The sequence below is a fragment of the Actinopolymorpha sp. B17G11 genome (genome assembly GCF_040196095.1).
Lineage (GTDB): Bacteria > Actinomycetota > Actinomycetes > Propionibacteriales > Actinopolymorphaceae > Thermasporomyces.
This window is the reverse complement of sequence record NZ_JBEFTW010000049.1, coordinates 1-16,232: the sequence shown is the minus strand read 5'-3', so window position 1 is coordinate 16,232 and position 16,232 is coordinate 1. Positions and strand designations below refer to the sequence as shown.

Annotated in this window: 16 protein-coding genes; 9 read left to right on the top strand and 7 right to left on the bottom strand. The window is 69.2% G+C overall.

What is annotated here, in order from left to right:
• Positions 1-30: 30 nt before the first annotated feature.
• Entirely contained in the window at positions 31-2,214 is a 2,184-nt protein-coding gene (locus tag ABN028_RS31890) for a S9 family peptidase (RefSeq protein ID WP_349699175.1), read from the bottom strand.
• A 113-nt stretch (positions 2,215-2,327) separates the two neighbouring features.
• On the opposite strand from ABN028_RS31890, the gene mshB reads away from it, so the two are divergent.
• The 4 genes from mshB to ABN028_RS31870 all read left to right on the top strand — a co-directional run bounded on the left by mshB (position 2,328) and on the right by ABN028_RS31870 (position 6,367).
• Positions 2,328-3,221 (top strand): N-acetyl-1-D-myo-inositol-2-amino-2-deoxy-alpha-D-glucopyranoside deacetylase, encoded by an 894-nt coding sequence (gene mshB, locus ABN028_RS31885; protein WP_349329887.1) that lies wholly within the window; start codon positions 2,328-2,330, stop codon positions 3,219-3,221.
• Positions 3,222-3,260: 39 nt separating this feature from the next.
• Positions 3,261-3,671: a DUF6113 family protein gene (locus ABN028_RS31880; protein WP_349329886.1), complete on the top strand. Its 411-nt coding sequence runs from the start codon at positions 3,261-3,263 to the stop codon at positions 3,669-3,671.
• Complete coding sequence (locus tag ABN028_RS31875; protein WP_502877599.1) at positions 3,646-4,296, top strand: flavin reductase family protein; 651 nt, start codon at positions 3,646-3,648, stop codon at positions 4,294-4,296. Before ABN028_RS31880 ends, ABN028_RS31875 begins: the two co-directional genes overlap by 26 nt.
• Positions 4,297-4,546: 250 nt before the next feature.
• The gene (locus ABN028_RS31870) at positions 4,547-6,367 is read left to right on the top strand and encodes a VanW family protein (protein WP_349699174.1); all 1,821 of its coding nucleotides are present in this window, start codon (positions 4,547-4,549) and stop codon (positions 6,365-6,367) included.
• Between the two features lie 62 nt (positions 6,368-6,429).
• Here the strand turns inward: ABN028_RS31870 and ABN028_RS31865 are convergent, their stop codons facing one another.
• Entirely contained in the window at positions 6,430-7,197 is a 768-nt protein-coding gene (locus ABN028_RS31865) for a GNAT family N-acetyltransferase (protein ID WP_349329884.1), read from the bottom strand.
• A gap of 41 nt (positions 7,198-7,238) precedes the next feature.
• Positions 7,239-7,493, bottom strand: coding sequence for a putative acetyltransferase (locus ABN028_RS31860; protein ID WP_349699173.1), 255 nt, complete (start codon positions 7,491-7,493; stop codon positions 7,239-7,241).
• A gap of 77 nt (positions 7,494-7,570) precedes the next feature.
• Between ABN028_RS31860 and fdxA the strand changes: the two genes are divergently transcribed.
• The 3 genes from fdxA to ABN028_RS31845 all read left to right on the top strand — a co-directional run bounded on the left by fdxA (position 7,571) and on the right by ABN028_RS31845 (position 10,514).
• The gene (gene fdxA / locus ABN028_RS31855) at positions 7,571-7,897 is read left to right on the top strand and encodes a ferredoxin (RefSeq protein WP_349329882.1); all 327 of its coding nucleotides are present in this window, start codon (positions 7,571-7,573) and stop codon (positions 7,895-7,897) included.
• A gap of 164 nt (positions 7,898-8,061) precedes the next feature.
• Positions 8,062-9,165 (top strand): succinyldiaminopimelate transaminase, encoded by a 1,104-nt coding sequence (dapC, locus tag ABN028_RS31850; RefSeq protein WP_349699172.1) that lies wholly within the window; start codon positions 8,062-8,064, stop codon positions 9,163-9,165.
• A 59-nt stretch (positions 9,166-9,224) separates the two neighbouring features.
• Positions 9,225-10,514, top strand: coding sequence for a citrate synthase (locus tag ABN028_RS31845; protein WP_502877598.1), 1,290 nt, complete (start codon positions 9,225-9,227; stop codon positions 10,512-10,514).
• Positions 10,515-10,802: 288 nt separating this feature from the next.
• Here ABN028_RS31845 and ABN028_RS31840 read toward each other — a convergent pair whose 3' ends face one another.
• Together ABN028_RS31840 and dapD are read right to left on the bottom strand one after the other, a co-directional pair.
• Positions 10,803-11,798: a VldE C-terminal domain-containing protein gene (locus ABN028_RS31840; RefSeq protein ID WP_349699171.1), complete on the bottom strand. Its 996-nt coding sequence runs from the start codon at positions 11,796-11,798 to the stop codon at positions 10,803-10,805.
• A 14-nt stretch (positions 11,799-11,812) separates the two neighbouring features.
• A complete protein-coding gene (dapD, locus tag ABN028_RS31835; RefSeq protein WP_349329879.1) occupies positions 11,813-12,754 on the bottom strand; it encodes a 2,3,4,5-tetrahydropyridine-2,6-dicarboxylate N-succinyltransferase in 942 nt (313 codons plus the stop codon).
• A gap of 222 nt (positions 12,755-12,976) precedes the next feature.
• Here dapD and ABN028_RS31830 point away from each other — a divergent pair, with 222 nt between their 5' ends.
• Positions 12,977-13,966 (top strand): SDR family oxidoreductase, encoded by a 990-nt coding sequence (locus tag ABN028_RS31830; RefSeq protein ID WP_349699170.1) that lies wholly within the window; start codon positions 12,977-12,979, stop codon positions 13,964-13,966.
• A gap of 60 nt (positions 13,967-14,026) precedes the next feature.
• Here ABN028_RS31830 and ABN028_RS31825 read toward each other — a convergent pair whose 3' ends face one another.
• On the bottom strand, positions 14,027-14,464 hold the full coding sequence (locus ABN028_RS31825; protein ID WP_349699169.1) for a VOC family protein: 438 nt from the start codon (positions 14,462-14,464) through the stop codon (positions 14,027-14,029).
• A gap of 47 nt (positions 14,465-14,511) precedes the next feature.
• A complete protein-coding gene (locus ABN028_RS31820; protein ID WP_349699168.1) occupies positions 14,512-14,967 on the bottom strand; it encodes a helix-turn-helix domain-containing protein in 456 nt (151 codons plus the stop codon).
• Between the two features lie 91 nt (positions 14,968-15,058).
• Between ABN028_RS31820 and dapE the strand changes: the two genes are divergently transcribed.
• Positions 15,059-16,129, top strand: coding sequence for a succinyl-diaminopimelate desuccinylase (gene dapE / locus ABN028_RS31815; protein ID WP_349329875.1), 1,071 nt, complete (start codon positions 15,059-15,061; stop codon positions 16,127-16,129).
• Positions 16,130-16,232 lie beyond the last annotated feature (103 nt).

Here is a 16,232-nt window from a genome sequence, read left to right as displayed (position 1 = left end):
CGGTCAGCCAGGCGAGTATCTCCGGCGCCGCTACACGGCGACAGGCCCAGCGGTCTGTCCCACGTTGGCGAGGGCGTCGCGCAGGAACGCGAGCTCGAGCAGCAGGAGGTTCTCGGCCACGACCTCCTGCGGCGTCATGTGCGTGACGCCCGTCAACGGCAGCACGGTGTGCGGGCGTCCCGCCGCGAGCAACGCCGACGACAGCCGCAGCGTGTGCGCCGCGACGACGTTGTCGTCGGCGAGCCCGTGGATCAGCAGCAGGGGCCGACGCAGGGACGCCGCCGCGTCGAGGAGGCCGTTGCGGTCGTACACCTCCGGCTGCTCGTCAGGGTGGCCCAGATAGCGCTCCGTGTAACAGGTGTCGTACAACCGCCACTCCGTCACCGGCGCACCCGCGACCCCCGCGTGGAAGACGTCCGGCCGCGCGATCACCGCGAGCGCCGACAGGTAGCCGCCGTACGACCATCCCCGGATCGCGACCCGCCCGGGATCGACGTCGGACGGATAGCGCTTCGCCACCTCCGAGACGACCTCCACCTGGTCGTCGAGGGTGCTGGCGAAGTCGTTCAGCACAAGGCGTTCCCACGCGGGCCCGCGTCCGGGGGTGCCCCGCCCGTCGGCCACGACGACGCAGAACCCCTGGTCGGCGAGCCACTGGCTGGCGAGGAACGCCGCGCGGGCAGACCTGACCCGGAGCGCATGTGGCCCGCCGTACGGGTCGAGCAGCAGCGGCAGGCGCGCCGACCCGGGTACGTGGTCGCGGGGAAACAGGACGGCGGTCCGCAGCTGCCGTGGCCCCAACGCGAGGAGCGTGACCGCCGGGGCGAACGGCGGTCGTTCCTGCCGCGAACCGATCCGGCCGACCTCCTCGCCGCCGTTCTTCTTGCCGCCGACCTCCTCGTCGCCACGGAGGACCCGCACGAGGACGCCGTCGTGGTCCAGGCCCTGTGAGGCCACCAGCGTGAGGCCGCCGGCGGTCCGTCCCGTGTGCACGCCAGGGTCGGTCGTGAGCGTGGTGACCCGCCCGTCGAGGCCGACCCACGCGACATGCTGCTCCATCGGTTCGGACGTCGCCGACACCAGGACGCCGTCCTCACCGATGTCGAGAACGGCACCCACCTGCAGACCTTCCGGCGTCACCGGAATGCCGTCGTAGGCCAACCGCCTGGTGTCCCCGTCGTCCACCGTGGTGACCAGGCGGCCGTCGGGCAGCCAGGCGGGTGTCCCGGGGATGAGGTCGATCCACGCCGGATCGGTGGCCTCGCGGACGAGCGAGGTCGCCCCGCTGGCCAGGTCGACGGCGAGCACGTGCGCCGTCCGCTGGTCGCGAGTGAGGACATGCAGGAGCGGTCCACCGTACGACGTCCAGCTGACGTCGGCGAGGTACGGGAACGCCGCGCGGTCCCATGCCACCTCCTGCCGGGCCCCGTCGAGGTCGACCAGCCACAGGGTGACCTCGGCGTTCTGCGTACCCGCCGCCGGGTAGCGGACCGGGTTCGGCGCCTGGTCGGGACGGGCGGGGTTGGCGATGTGCCAGACCGGTACCGGCGCCTCGTCGTACCTCTCGACCAGCAGCGCGGAGCCGTCCGGTGCCCACCAGAAACCACGGGTGCGGTTCATCTCCTCGGCGGCGATGAACTCCGCGACGCCCCACGCCACCGTGTCGCTCGGCTCGGCGGGTACGAGCGCACGGTCGTGGTCGCCGTCGAGATCGACCAGCCGCAGACCACGGTTGGCGGCGTATGCGACACGTCTCCCGGTCGGGTCCGGCCGAGGGTCGACCACCGGCCCTTCCGCCGGAAGCTCCCGCACCTTGCCGCTAGCCAGGTCGGCAAGGAACAGCCGCGACGACAGCGCGAACGCCGCGACGCGGTGCTCGGCGTCGCAGGCGTAGCCGACGATGCCTCCCGCGGCCTCCCGGGTGCGTTCCCGCCGGGCACGCTCGGCGGGGGAGAGGTTCTCGGCGTCCGCGCTGAGCAACGCCGTCGGGTCGGCGATCCGACGTTCGGTGCGGTCGGCGACGTCGTAGCTCAACAGCTCGGTGCCACGGTCCGTCCCCGAAGGGGCGCGGAGGAAGACGACCCGACTGCCGTCAGGGGCGAGCGAGAACGTACGCGGTGCGCCCAGCGTGAACCGCAGCGTGCGCGCGGACAGGCGCGGGTACGAGACTTCGGCGGGGGGCTGCTGCCCGGTGTCCGGGTGGGATCTGCTCACGGGAGACGATCCTGGCATGCCCGCGGTGATGCCGCCTGTCCCGATGCCGCCGTCCGCCCCCGATGTGGCCTGTCCCGCTGAGACCTGTGGGTGGGAGTCCGTAGGGTTGGCTCATGGCTGCTGATCGCAGAGTGCTGCTCGTCCACGCCCATCCCGACGACGAGACGATCGGGAACGGCGCGACGATGGCCAGATACGTCGCTGAAGACGCCCGGGTCACCCTCGTCACCTGCACCCGCGGGGAGGAGGGCGAGGTCCTCGTCCCCGAGCTTGCCCATCTCGCCGCCGACCAGGACGACGGCCTGGGCGAACACCGCGAGAAGGAGATGGCCGACGCCATGGGCGCCCTCGGCGTCACCGACTACCGCTGGCTCGGTGGCGCTGGCCGCTACCGCGACTCCGGCATGGTCGGCACTCCCGCCAACGAACGCCCCGACTGCTTCTGGCGGGCAGACCTGCGTGAGGCCGCCGACCACCTGGTGCCGATCATCCGTGAGGTACGCCCGCAGGTGCTGGTGACCTACGACCAGTTCGGTGGCTACGGACACCCCGACCACATCCAGGCGCACCGGGTCGCGACCTACGCCCACGCGCTCGCCGGTGCGCCGTCCTACCGCCCCGACCTCGGCGAGGCGTGGGACGTGCCGAAGGTCTACTGGACGGCGATGCCGGAGTCGTTGTTCCGCGAGGGTCTGCGCCGGCTCCGGGCGAGTGGCGACGCGACGTCGTTCGAGGGCATGGACCCCGAAGGGGAGTTGCCGCCGTCGTTCGTTTCGGACGATCTGATCAGCGCACGCATCGACGGCACGGCGTACGTCGAGCAGAAGATGGCAGCGATGCGCGCCCACGCAACGCAGATCGCGGTCGACGGCCCGTTCTTCGCCCTGTCCAACAACCTCGGCAACCAGATCTGGGGCCTCGAGTGCTACCGCCTGGTCCGCGGCACCCCAGGTCAGGTCGACCCCGAAACCGGCGCGGAGACCGATCTGTTCGCCGGGGTGGCATGACCCGCCGGACGCACGCACACAGGTCGTAGCCCCGCCGTCGTGTCCGACTACGTACGCTCGCTCGGGACGGTCGGGCTCGGCGTCCTCGGCGCCCTCACCGGCGTCTGCGGGGCCGTGGTCTCCCGGATGGACGCCCGCGTGCTCGGTGTGCCGCTCCCTTACGGTCTGGTGCTCGCGATCGCCGCGGCGACCCTGCTGTTCTGGCAGGCCCGGAAGTTGCGCGGACTCGCCGGCGCGACCGCGGCGGCGCTCGGCTGGGGCGTACCGGTCGTCATCGGGTTGTGGCCGCGTCCGGAAGGCGACATCGTGTTCGCCGCCGACGGTTTCGGTCTCGGATACATCTGCCTCGGTGTGGTGGCCGCGGCGTGGAACGTGGGGCGGGCGCGTGACCACCACGAGGAGTCCCGTACGACGGGTATGGTCGATGGACGTGCTCGAAGGACTCGGTGAACCAGGGCCGCTGCAGGACTCGGCATCGCCCGACTGTGCGGATGCCCTCGACGCATCCTCGTCCGCGACCTGGCAACCGGTCGATGACGTGACCTACCGCCGCGCGCTCGCACGGTTCGCCAGCGGCGTGACCATCGTGACCACCCAGGTCGACGGGGTCGACCATGCGATGACCGCGAGCGCGTTCACGTCGGTCTCGCTGCGGCCCCCGCTGGTCCTCGTCTGTGTGGAGCGGGTGGCGCGATTCCACGAGGCGGTGCTCGCGAGCGGCCGGTGGGCTGTCTCCGTGCTCCCGGCCGATGCACACGACGTGGCCACCTGGCTTGCCATGCGTGGGCGTGCGCTTGACGGCCAGCTCGCGGGCATCGCCATCCGACGCGGCATCACCGGGGCCGCGTTGCTCGCCGACGCGATCGCCACGCTGGAGTGCCGTACGTGGGCGGTCCATGACGGCGGGGACCACTCCATCGTCGTGGGCGAGGTCGTCGCGGCCGAGCCGGTCAACGGCCTGGCCGACCTTCCCGCCGACCCGGCGGCCTGGGGTGGTCGGTCGCCGTCACCGGCTCCGCTCGTCTACTTCGCGGGCGGCTACCGCACCGTCACGGAGCCAGCGGTCCCCGAGTGACATCCTGGACATACACCGCATGCTGGCTTGTAGGCCGCAACCAGCGGAAACCCTCCGGCCTGACCGAAGCTGTCCGTAAGCACTGCGGCATGAACGGGTAGCGTCAGCGGTTGCGGATCCATATCAGCCCGACACCGATAGGGCTCGCTCCTTGCCGAACCCTTTACTCTTGGCGGACTGTCAGCGTCGGCGCCTAGTCTGTGTCCTCGATCTGGGCGGCGGCATCGCGAGCGATGGAAGCGGAGGCACCGTGTACGAGCCGGGGGGAACGGGACAGGCATTTGCCTTGCCACCTCCGCCTGAACGGCGCAGGGGCCGGATCATCGCGCTCGCCGTCGGCGGCGTCCTGATCGTGGTCCTCGGGGTCTATACCGTGATGGTCTTCAGCCTTGGTGACCGGGTACCCCGAGGCACGACCATCGCCGGTGTCCCGCTCGGTGGGCTCACCCGTGCCGCCGCCGAGGCCAGGTTGCGCGACCAGCTCGTCCCTCGGGCAGACCAGCCGATCAAGGTCACCGCCGCGGGCAAGTCGTACTCCCTGAAACCCGCCGACCTCGGGCTCGCCCTCGACGTCTCCGCGACGGCCGACGCGGCCTACCTCGCCAGGACGTTCAACCCGGTCCGGGTTGTGGACGCACTCGTCGGCGGTGAGGAGGCCGCGCCCGTCCTGGCCGTCGACCACGAACGCCTCGACAAGTCCATGGCGGCCCTCGCGCGCAAGGTCGACACGCCGGCGAAGGAAGGCCGCATCACGTTCGCCGGAGGTACGCCGAAGGCCAGCGAACCAGCGTCCGGCCATGAGCTCGACCAGTCAAGGGCGTCCGACACGCTCCAGCGGGAGTTCCTCCTCACCTCCGGACCGATCGAGCTGCAGACCGCCGACGTCACGCCGAGGGTGAGCGCGGGCGAGGTCAAGCGGGCGATGCGCGACTTCGCCAACCCCGCGATGGCCGCTCCGGTGACCGTGCAGGTCGGCGACGAGTCGTTCGAGGCGACACCGGCGGAGATCGGGACGTCGCTGCAGATGGTCCCCGGTGAGGGTGGGAAGCTGACGCCCAAGCTGGACGGCAAGGCGCTCACCAAAGCGCTCGGCGGCAAACTCACCGAGGTTCAGGTCAAGCCCAAGGACGCCACGATCGTGATCTCCGGCGGCCAGCCGACGATCCGACCGGGCAAGATCGGCCACACGGTTCCGCCGGACAAGCTCGCGGCTGCCGTGGTGCGTGCGTTGCCGAAGTCGGCCGACCAGCGCCTGGCGCGGGTCGAGACCGTGACGGCGCAACCGAAGCTCACCACGGCGATGGCGGAGAAGCTTGGCGTGAAGGAGGTCGTCGGCGAGTTCTCGACGCAGTACCCGCACGCCGACTACCGCAACATCAACATCGGCCGCGCGGCCGAGCTGATCAACGGCACGTTGATCAAGCCTGGTGAGACCTTCAGCCTCAACGGCATCGTCGGTGAACGCACCGAAGCCAACGGATTCGCCAAGGGCCTCGTCATCAAGGGCGGCCGGCTCCGTGAGGAACTCGGGGGCGGCGTCTCCCAGGTGGCGACCACGACATACAACGCGGCGTTCTTCGCCGGCATGGAGGATGTCGAGCACCGCCCGCACGGCTTCTACATCAGCCGTTACCCGGTCGGCCGTGAGGCGACGGTCTACTGGGGCTCGCTCGACCTCAAGTGGCGCAACAACACGCCCTACGGCGTCTACGTCCAGGCCTGGCGCAACCTCAGCAGTCCCAGCAGCTACGGCGGCGTGACGGTGCGGCTGTGGAGCACGAAGTACTGGACGGTGAAGTCCGAGACGTCCGACCGGTACAACATCAAGAAGGGCAAAGTGATCCACGACCCCAAGCCGGGCTGCGTCCCGCAGGAGACCGGGGTCGACGGGTTCGAGGTCGACGTACGCCGGTGGATCTACCGCGGCGACGAGCTGGTCGCGTCCGAACGCGACCACGTGAAGTACAACGCCGAGGACGAGATCATCTGTGGGCCCGAGCCCGAGGAGACACCACCGCCGGAGGCCGCGCCCGATCCGCCGGCGACCGCGACAGACGAAACCCAGGACTGAGCCGCCAAGGAGGTCCTCGGCCGAGGAGGGTCCTCAGCTGGCGGTGGTGCGCGGGCCCGCCATCAGCCGTCCATAGGTGAGTAGTAGCGGTAGTGGTGGTCGACGCCGAAGCCGAGTCGTTCGTACAACGCCTTGGCGGCCGTGTTGGACGAACCGACCTGGAGATAGACCCAGCTCGCGCCCAGGTCGCGACCCCAGCGGCCGATGCGCGCCATGATGGCTCGGGCCATCCCGCGCCGGCGACACGGCGGCGAGACCTCCACGGCCGCCACTCCGAGCCAGGGACCGGTGACAACACCGCGACCGATGCCGGCCAGCTCCGGCCGGCGGTCAGCGGTCACGGCATCGGGCGGTCGCGCGACCCGGGCGAGGGCGACGTTCTCCGGGCTCGCCAGCACGTGCCGCGCGGCCTCGAGCGTGGTCGTCCTGCCGTACAACCCGAGCCAACTCTCGTCGAGGGTCCTTCCGAGTTCGACGTCGGCGGCCGAGCTGTCGGCGGCTGAGATGTCGGAGAGTCGCGCCATCATCTCGTCGAGCCGGGCGACCTGCACTTCCGAGGTCGCGTACGCCTCCTTGCCGCTTGTCACGACGGCCCAGCCACGGCCGCGGAGCGCCTCTTCCATGCCGGAGCCGACCGCCACCTGGATCCGGGCGGGGAGGCCGGCTCGGGCGTAGAACCTCTCGACGAACGCCAGTGCATCTTCGAGCGGCAGCCCCGGATCACCATGCGGTACGACCGAGTTGGCACGCCCGGTGAACCCGTCAGCGGCCTGGAGCAGCCACCCACCGAGGCGTTCGGTGACCAGTGCCGGCCAGCCGTGTGCGGACACCAGGGCCAGGGACGTCCCGCTTTCTGGCTGAGTGACGGGAATCACGCGTCGGGCCCCGGCTGTCGCCTCGCACGCCGCGGAGGGGCGGGTGGGACCGGTTTGCCCGCGACCACATCCTCGTCAGCGATCTCGATCACCTCGCCAGTCGAGCGTCGGATGAGGATTATCCCATTCGTCCAGGACTCCAGGACGCCGAGGACGTCGCCGTAGATCGGCCGCCCGCTCGCCGCGCTCTCAGCCGCCAGCCGCCGGCGTACGACGACGCGCCGACCGATGTCAGCCGGCGACAGTGCCATGGAATGGACCCCTTCGACCCGGGTGTTGAACCGTCCTGGCGATACTAGGAGGGTCAGCTCGAGACGAGGAGGAACCGGTGACCTACGTCATCGCGCAGCCGTGTGTGGACCTCAAGGACAGGGCCTGTGTGGACGAGTGCCCCGTCGACTGCATCTACGAGGGCTCGCGCATGCTCTACATCCACCCCGACGAATGTGTCGACTGCGGTGCGTGCGAGCCGGTCTGTCCCGTGGAGGCGATCTTCTACGAGGACGACGTTCCGGACCAGTGGAAGGACTACTACGCCGCGAACGTCGACTTCTTCGACGACCTCGGCTCGCCGGGGGGGGCCGCCAAGACCGGGGTCATCGAGAAGGACCACCCGCTCATCGCGGCTCTGCCACCGCAGATCACCGAGGAGTGACCGAGGCCATCTCCTCGTGATCATGTCGGTGATCATGAAGCCGAACGGACGCACAACACCGCGAGACGTTCATGATCATCGACATGATCACGGCCAGGTCGGCGGTCATGGTCGTGCACATGATCACCGACATGATCACCGAAGGCTGAGGCGAGAGGAACATCGTGCGAGGCCCGCTGCCGGACTTTCCCTGGGACAGACTGGACCCTGACAAGCAACGCGCGGCCGCCCATCCGGACGGGATCGTCGACCTGTCGGTCGGGACCCCGGTCGACCCCACCCCGGAGGTCGTCCGCGAGGCACTCTGCGCCGCCGCCGACGCCCCCGGGTACCCCACGACACACGGCATCCCTGCACTGCGGGAGGCCGCGGTCGGCTACCTCGACCGGCGCTTCGGGATCACCGGGCTCGAAGCTGCCGCCGTCCTTCCGACGATCGGCTCGAAGGAGTTCGTCGCCTGGCTGCCGAGCACCCTCGGACTCGGCGTGGGCGACGTCGTGGTGGTGCCGGAGACGGCCTATCCGACGTACGCCGTCGGCGGACAGCTCGCCGGCTGCACCGTCGTACCGGCGGACTCGACCATGGCGCTGGGGCCGGAGACGCCTGCCCTCGTGTGGTTGAACTCACCGTCCAACCCGACGGGCCGGATCCTGCCGGTCGAGCACCTCGCGAAGGTCGTCGCCTGGGCGCGCGAACGCGGTGTCACCGTGGTGTCCGACGAGTGCTACCTCGAGTTCGGCTGGGACGCCCGACCGGTCTCGGTCCTGCACCCGGACGTGTGCGGTGGCAGCCACCAGGGTCTGCTCGCCGTCCAGTCACTGTCCAAGAGGTCCAACCTCGCGGGCTACCGGGCCGGCTTCGTCGTCGGCGATCCCGTGCTCATCGATCGGCTTCTCGGCGTACGCAAGCACGCCGGGATGATGGTCCCGCGCCCTGTTCAACAGGCGATGGTCGCGGCCCTGGACGACGACGCCCATGTCGACGCCCAGCGGGAGCGCTACGCGGCGCGACGGGAGGTCCTCCGCCGGGCGTTCGAGGGAGCGAGGTTCCGGATCGACCACTCCGAGGGCTCGCTGTACCTCTGGGCCACCCGCGACGAACCCTGCTGGGACACCGTGCGTTGGTGTGCGGACAGAGGCATCCTGGTAACACCAGGTGACTTCTATGGTGCCGCGGGTGTCCGGCATGTCCGGGTAGCGTTCACCGCGACGGACGAACGGGTCGCCGCTGCCGCGACTCGGTTGGAGGCCACGCGAGATCCGGCGTGACCTTCGATGCCTTTGACGAATTGCCGAAACCCGCAACATGGGCTGGACGGAGGACGAGGGTGAGCGACGTACATTTCACGCTGGGGCACGGCGACGACCAGGTGGAGTTGCCCGTGGTCAAAGCGACCGAGGGTTCGTCCGGAATCGACATCTCCTCGCTCCTGCGAACCACCGGTCACGTGACGCTCGATCCGGGCTATGTCAACACCGGTGCGTGTACGTCGGCGATCACCTACATCGACGGTGACGCCGGCGTTCTGCGTTACCGGGGATATCCCATTGCCGAGCTTGCGGAGAAGAGCAACTTTCTCGAAGTGTCGTACCTCCTGATTTACGGCACCCTGCCCACTCAGGCACAGTACGAGGATTTCGCCGACAAAGTACGCCGGCACACTCTTCTCGACGAGGATCTCAAGCGGTTCTTCGACGGATTTCCTCGCGATGCCCATCCGATGCCGGTGCTGTCGTCGGCGGTCAACGCGCTGTCGACGTTCTATCAGGAAAGCCTCGCGCCGTTTGACCCGGAGCAGGTCGAGATCTCCACGGTCCGGTTGATGGCCAAGCTGCCCACGATCGCTGCGTACGCCTTCAAGAAGACGATGGGCCAGCCGTTTCTGTACCCCGACAACTCGCTCGGATACATCGAGAACTTCCTCCGTATGACCTTCGGCCTCCCGGCCGAGCCGTACCACCCGGACTCTGCGGTGGCCGAAGCGTTGGACCTGTTGTTCATCCTGCATGCCGACCATGAACAGAACTGCTCCACATCAACGGTCCGACTGGTCGGGTCGAGCCAGGCCAATCTTTTCGCCTCGGTTTCCGCCGGCATCAATGCACTTTCCGGCCCTCTGCACGGCGGCGCGAACGCCGCTGTGCTCGAGATGCTGGAATCCATCGCGGCCGAGGGTGGCGACGTCGGTCACTTTGTCGACCGCGTGAAGAACAAGGAACGCGGCGTCCGGTTGATGGGATTCGGGCACCGCGTCTACAAAAACTACGACCCGCGGGCCGCCATCATCAAGAAGACCGCAGACGATGTGCTCGCTCGGCTCGGCAAGTCCGACCAACTTCTCGACATCGCCAAGGAACTCGAGGAAGTCGCGTTGCACGACGACTACTTCGTCGAGCGAAAGCTCTACCCCAATGTCGACTTCTACACCGGCCTGATCTACCGCGCCATGGGCTTTCCGACCACGATGTTCACCGTGCTGTTCGCCATCGGCCGGTTGCCCGGCTGGATCGCCCAGTGGCGGGAGATGGTCAGCGATCCGGCGACCAAGATCGGTCGCCCGCGCCAGGTCTACATCGGCGAGCCCGAGCGCTCGTTCGTTCCGATCGACCAGCGCTGAGCATCCACGCGCTGGGCCTCGGCTGGGGTTGCGCGTCCGCCGACCTTCGGCAAACTCGGCAAATGACCACGCTGCCCATGCGTTCGGAATCCGGGACAGGTGTCGGTGCCTCGGCGGCAACCACAGGCATGGGTAGCGTGGTCATTTGCAGCGAGGTTCGCGGGGAAGGGCCGGCGAGCTTCGCGGGGAAGGGCCGGCGAGCTTCGCGGGGAAGGGCCGGCGAGGTTCGCGGGGAAGGGCCGGCGAGGGCCTGGGACCCCGGGACCTGGAAGTCCACGGACGAGGCTGTCACCCGGTGGCGAGCACGATGCGGATCCGACCCGCGGGAGCCGACTGATCGGCCTGTCGCCACCCCTTGGTCGATTCCGCAGCCGACCAGGTGCGCTCGCCATAGGACACCGACACGATCCCGAACCGCTGGGAGTACGCCACCGCCCACTGGGCGACCGACCATCCGTACGACGGTGCCGTGTCACCGAGGGGGATGTCGACGGTTCCTTCCTCGTCGTCGCCAGAGCCAGAGCCAGGGCCGTCGCCGCCAGCGCCGTCGCCGCCAGCGCCGGGATTCCTACCCCGACCATCCGTGCGCACCTCGTCTGGACCGGCCCCGTCGGCCGTCGTGCGGGACCGGCTGGCGACGTCTCCGGCCCGCGCGCCGTCCGGGCTGCTACCGAACGCCTTCGCCAACTCGCTGCGGAGGGCGTCCGGGTCGGCGGTGGTGGGTGCCTCCCGCAGCTCGCAGAAGAATGCGGCCGGCGTCTCGCCGGTCAGCGACGACGCGAGGGCCCGCGCACCCGGCTCGTGCTGGGCGTAGGCGCCACCGTCCGCGGAGTTCTGGACCAGTTGCGCCGCGTCGGCGATCTCCATCGCGTCATAGCCGTCGATCTTCGCCAACGCGGTGTAGAAGCGTGACGTCGCGTAGTAGGGGTCGAGGATCTCCTCGGGCGTCCCCCAGCCCTGGCTCGGCCGTTGCTGGAAGAGGCCTACCGAGTCGCGATCGCCGTAGTCGATGTTGCGTAGGCCGGACTCCTGGAACGCCGTCGCCAGGGCGATGGTCGCGGCCCGTGCCGGCATCCCACGCTGCACTGACAGAGCCGAGATCAGGGCGGCGTTCTCGGCCTCCTCGATGCTGAGCCGGGTGGTCCTGTCCAACACGCGGGCAGAGCAGCCGTCGACGAGCGGCTGCTCGAACAGCTTCTCCGACGCGATCTTGGCGCCGATGACCACCACAGCGCCGGCCGCCGCGAGTCCGAGGCAGACTCGGACAACCTTGCCCCCGCGCATCAGTCGTCCCGGAGTCAGTCGTTGGCGTGGAGGGCGGTGTTGAGCTCGACGCCGGTTCCACCGCGGGGGAGTGCCTCCAGGGCGCCGGAGAGGCTGTTGCGGCGGAACAGCAGGCCGGGCATGCCAGACAGCTCGAGCGCCTTGACGATCTCGCCGTCGGGGAGCCGGATCTTCGAGCCAGCCGTGATGTAGCAGCCCGCCTCGACCACGCAGTCGTCGCCGAGCGAGATCATGATGCCGGCGTTGGCACCGACCAGGCAGCGCTTGCCGATCGAGACGACCTGGGTGTTCCCGCCCGAGAGGGTGCCCATGATCGAGGCGCCGCCACCGATGTCCGAGCCGTCCTCGACGATCACGCCGGCCGAGATCCGGCCCTCCACCATGGAGGAGCCGAGCGTGCCGGCGTTGAAGTTGACGAAGCCTTCATGCATGACCGTCGTGCCCTCGGCGAGGTGTGCCCCGAGCCGTACCCGGTCGGCGTCGGCGATGCGTACCCCGGCCGGTACGACATAGTCGACCATTCGCGGGAACTTGTCGATCCCGTAGACGGTCACCGCCCGGCCAGCCGCCCGCAGCCGCCGGCGGGTCTGCTCGAAGGCGTCGACGTCACAAGGTCCCTCGCTGGTCCAGACGACGTTGGCGAGGACACCGAAGATCCCCTCGACGTTGGCATCGCGCGGGCGGACCAGCCGGTGCGAGAGCAGGTGCAGTCGCAGGTAGGCGTCCGGCGCGTCGGCCGGCGGGTGGTCGAGCGACGCGAGGACGGTACGTACGACAGTGGTGCGTACTCTCCGCAGTTCGTCGTCCCCTTCGAGCGCGACGAGCTCGGCCGGAGGTTGGTCGTCCTCGGGTCCCGGTGGTCCCAGCGCGGGCGTCGGGTACCAGGTGTCGAGGATCCTGCCGGCGTAGGTCGAGGTGGCGACTCCGAAGCCCCAGGCACCAGGTGTGTCGGTCATGGCATTCAGCCTGCCAGAGCGCGGGCTCGGCCTGCGCGCGGGTCCGCAAAGTTCGCCCACGGTGGCCGGGGTTGCGCCGGAGCGAAAATTTCCGGCCGGGTTGGGTCGTCCAGGGTGTGAATCGTCGCCCGCCGGACCCGCCGGGCAGTGGCAAGATGTCGTGCGGACTGCGGTTTCCGACCGTTTGCCTGCCGGCTTTCTCACCAGGGGAGCAACCAGCACATGACGTCGCTCAAGGTCTTGTTCATCGGTGGCACGGGCATCATCAGCTCCGCCTGCGGCGCCAGAGCCGTCGCGACCGGGATCGACCTCACGATCCTCAATCGCGGCACGACAACACACCGCGCGGTGCCCGAGGGCGCCGAGGTGATCCAGGGCGACATCCGTGACCCCGAGTCCGCGCGGTCGGCGCTCGGAGACCGGGAGTTCGACGTCGTGGTCGACTTCGTGGCCTTCACACCCGACCAGGTGCAGGGCGACATCGACCTGTTCTCCGGGCGGACGGGCCAGTACGTCTTCATCAGCTCGGCGTCGGCCTACCAGACGCCGCCAGGGAGGCTGCCCATCGTCGAGTCCACGCCGCTGCGCAACCCCCACTGGCAGTACTCCCGCAACAAGATCGCCTGCGAGGACCTGCTCATGTCGGCGTACCGCGAGCGCGGGTTCCCGGCCACCGTCGTCCGCCCTTCGCACACCTACGACCGGACAGCCATTCCGACGATGGGGCACTGGACCGACATCCACCGGATGCGTCAGGGCCAGGGCGTCGTGGTGCACGGCGACGGCACCTCACTCTGGGCGATCACGCACCACACCGACTTCGCCAAGGCGTTCGTCGGCCTGCTCGGCCACCCGAAGGCCGTCGGCGACAGCTTCCACATCACGACCGACGAGATCACGACGTGGAACGAGATCTACGACGCGCTCGCGGCCGCGGCCGGAGTCGAGGCGAACCTCGTCCACGTCGCGTCGGACACGATCGTGGCGGCCGAACCCAACCTCGAGGGTGCGCTGCTGGGCGACAAGGCGCACTCGGTGATCTTCGACAACTCCAAGGTCAAGGCCCTCGTGCCGGACTATGTGGCGACCATTCCGTTCGCCGCCGGTGCCAGGGAGATCGTCGACTGGTACGACGCACACCCCGAGCGTCAGACGGTGAACGATGATATGAACGCGTTCTTCGACAAGCTGGTCGCCGCCGCGGCTGGGTGAGCACCTGGGGACCGGGATCCACCCGGTCCCACAGCGTTGCGGCCTACCAGGCCGGCAGGCTCACGACTGAGCCGGCGGCTCGATCGGTTCCGGCGCAAGCTGGACGATCCGGAAGTGGTTGCCGAACGGGTCGCGTCCGCCGCAGTCGATGCCGTAGAAGTGCTCGGTCGGCTCCTGGGTGAACTCCACGCCGCGCGATTTCAGTACGTCGTAGGTCTTGCGGCAGTCGTCGGTCGTGAGACCGAAGGTGAAGCCGGTCGCCCCCTTGGTGACGAGGTCGCGGATCTGCTCCGCCGAGGCCTCGTCGATCGAGGGCGGGCCCGGCTTCTCCAGCAGGATCTGGCGGTCCGGATCTCCCGGGACGCGGACGGTCAGCCATCGCATGACGCCGAGATCCATGTCCGCGGCGACCTCGAGGCCCAGCTTGTTGACGTAGAAGTCGTACGCCTCGTCCTGGTCGAGGACAAAGACGTGCGAGATGTTGATGTTGTTGTACATGGTGGTTCTCCTGGGTGTTTGGACGTGGGAACGGTTCGGTCACGACGCTAGTCAGCGGCGGAAGCGGGAGCTTCTCCGAAACTGCTCTTCACGGCCGGCGCCAACTCCATCGGGCCGCTCGGTCGTGTCCAGGACATCACGAAACAGCCGGGGACCGCGGTGCGGTCGACGCGCCGTCGATACCCCGACGGCGACTCGCCCACGATGTCGCGGAAGGTTCTACTGAACGTGCCGAGGCTCGTGAAGCCGACCTCGAGGCAGATGTCGGTGACGCTGCGGTCACTCTCGCGGAGCAGGAACATCGACCGCTCCACCCGCCTCCGCTGGAGGTACCGGTGTGGCGTCTCGCCGAACGTCGCCCGGAATGTCCGGATGAAGTGGGACTCGGAGACGTGGGCGATCCGGGCGAGAGCTGGGACGTCGAGGGGCTCTGCGTACGCACGGTCCATCGCGTCGCGGGCGCGCAGCAATAGGCGATTGGACCGCTCCACGGCTCTGCTCACGAGGTCATCACACCACGCATCACCATGGCATCACCGACGAGGATGTACGCGGCAGAGTCCGCCTCGCCGCGCCGGATGGCAGACTGCCCGCATGCCTTCGCAGGATCAACTCGATCTCGGCTCGGACGTCGCCTCGCTTACGGAGTCCCTCGTCGACTGCGAGTCGGTGAGCGGAAACGAGCGGGCGCTGGCCGACCGGGTCGAGGCTGCGCTGCGGCCCCTGTCGCATCTGTCGACGACGCGGCGCGGCAACACCATCGTGGCGCGAACCGAGCAGGGCCGCGCCGAGCGCGTGGTCGTGGCGGGACACCTCGACACCGTGCCGGAGGCGGGCAACCTGCCGTCGCGCCGGGTCGGCACCCGCATCTACGGGCTCGGGGCGTGCGACATGAAGGGCGGCGTGGCGGTGGCGCTCCGCCTCGCTGCCGCGGTCGCCGAACCTGTCCGCGACGTGACGTACGTCTTCTACGACTGCGAGGAGGTCGAGGCCGAGAAGAACGGGCTCGGCCAGCTGGCCCGGCACTCGCCCGCCGTGCTGGCCGCGGACTTCGCCGTCCTCATGGAACCGTCGAGCGCCCAGGTCGAGGGCGGGTGCCAGGGCACTCTGCGGGCCGACATCGTCCTGCGTGGCAAGCGGGCGCACAGCGCACGGGCGTGGATGGGCGCGAACGCGATCCACGCCGCCGGCGAGGTGCTGGCCCGGCTGGCGTCCTACCAGGCGCGCGAGGTCCCGATCGACGATCTCGTCTATCGCGAAGGGCTCCACGCCGTCGGCGTCACCGGCGGTGTCGCGGGCAACGTGATCCCGGACGAGTGCCGGGTCACCGTCAACTACCGCTTCGCGCCGGACCGGTCGGAGGACGAGGCGTTCGCGCACGTGCGCGAGGTGTTCGGCGACCACGCCGTCGAACTTCGCGACAGCGCACCGGGGGCATTGCCAGGGCTGGATCGCCCGGCAGCGGCCGACTTCGTTGCGGCGGTGAAGGCCGAGCCGCGGCCGAAGTTCGGCTGGACCGACGTCGCCCGCTTCGCCGAGCTGGGCGTGCCGGCGGTCAACTACGGCCCGGGCGAGTCACAGCTGGCCCACACCAAGGACGAGTACGTCGAGATCGCGGAGCTGCACCAGTGCGAGGAACGCCTCACCGCCTGGCTCACGGCCTGACCTTCTCGCGCTCCCAGCCCAAACCCCCAGCCCAAACCCCCAGCCCAAACCCCCAGCCCAAACCCCCAGCCCAAACCCCCAGCCCAAACCCCCAGCCCGAACC

Coding starts and splice junctions, on each gene's coding strand:
- mshB (WP_349329887.1), top strand. CDS start 2,328: ATGGCTGCTGATCGCAGAGTGCTGCTCGTCCACGCCCATCCCGACGAC.
- ABN028_RS31875 (WP_502877599.1), top strand. CDS start 3,646: ATGGACGTGCTCGAAGGACTCGGTGAACCAGGGCCGCTGCAGGACTCG.
- ABN028_RS31860 (WP_349699173.1), bottom strand. CDS start 7,493: ATGGCACTGTCGCCGGCTGACATCGGTCGGCGCGTCGTCGTACGCCGG.
- ABN028_RS31840 (WP_349699171.1), bottom strand. CDS start 11,798: ATGCGCGGGGGCAAGGTTGTCCGAGTCTGCCTCGGACTCGCGGCGGCC.
- dapD (WP_349329879.1), bottom strand. CDS start 12,754: ATGACCGACACACCTGGTGCCTGGGGCTTCGGAGTCGCCACCTCGACC.
- ABN028_RS31830 (WP_349699170.1), top strand. CDS start 12,977: ATGACGTCGCTCAAGGTCTTGTTCATCGGTGGCACGGGCATCATCAGC.
- ABN028_RS31825 (WP_349699169.1), bottom strand. CDS start 14,464: ATGTACAACAACATCAACATCTCGCACGTCTTTGTCCTCGACCAGGAC.
- dapE (WP_349329875.1), top strand. CDS start 15,059: ATGCCTTCGCAGGATCAACTCGATCTCGGCTCGGACGTCGCCTCGCTT.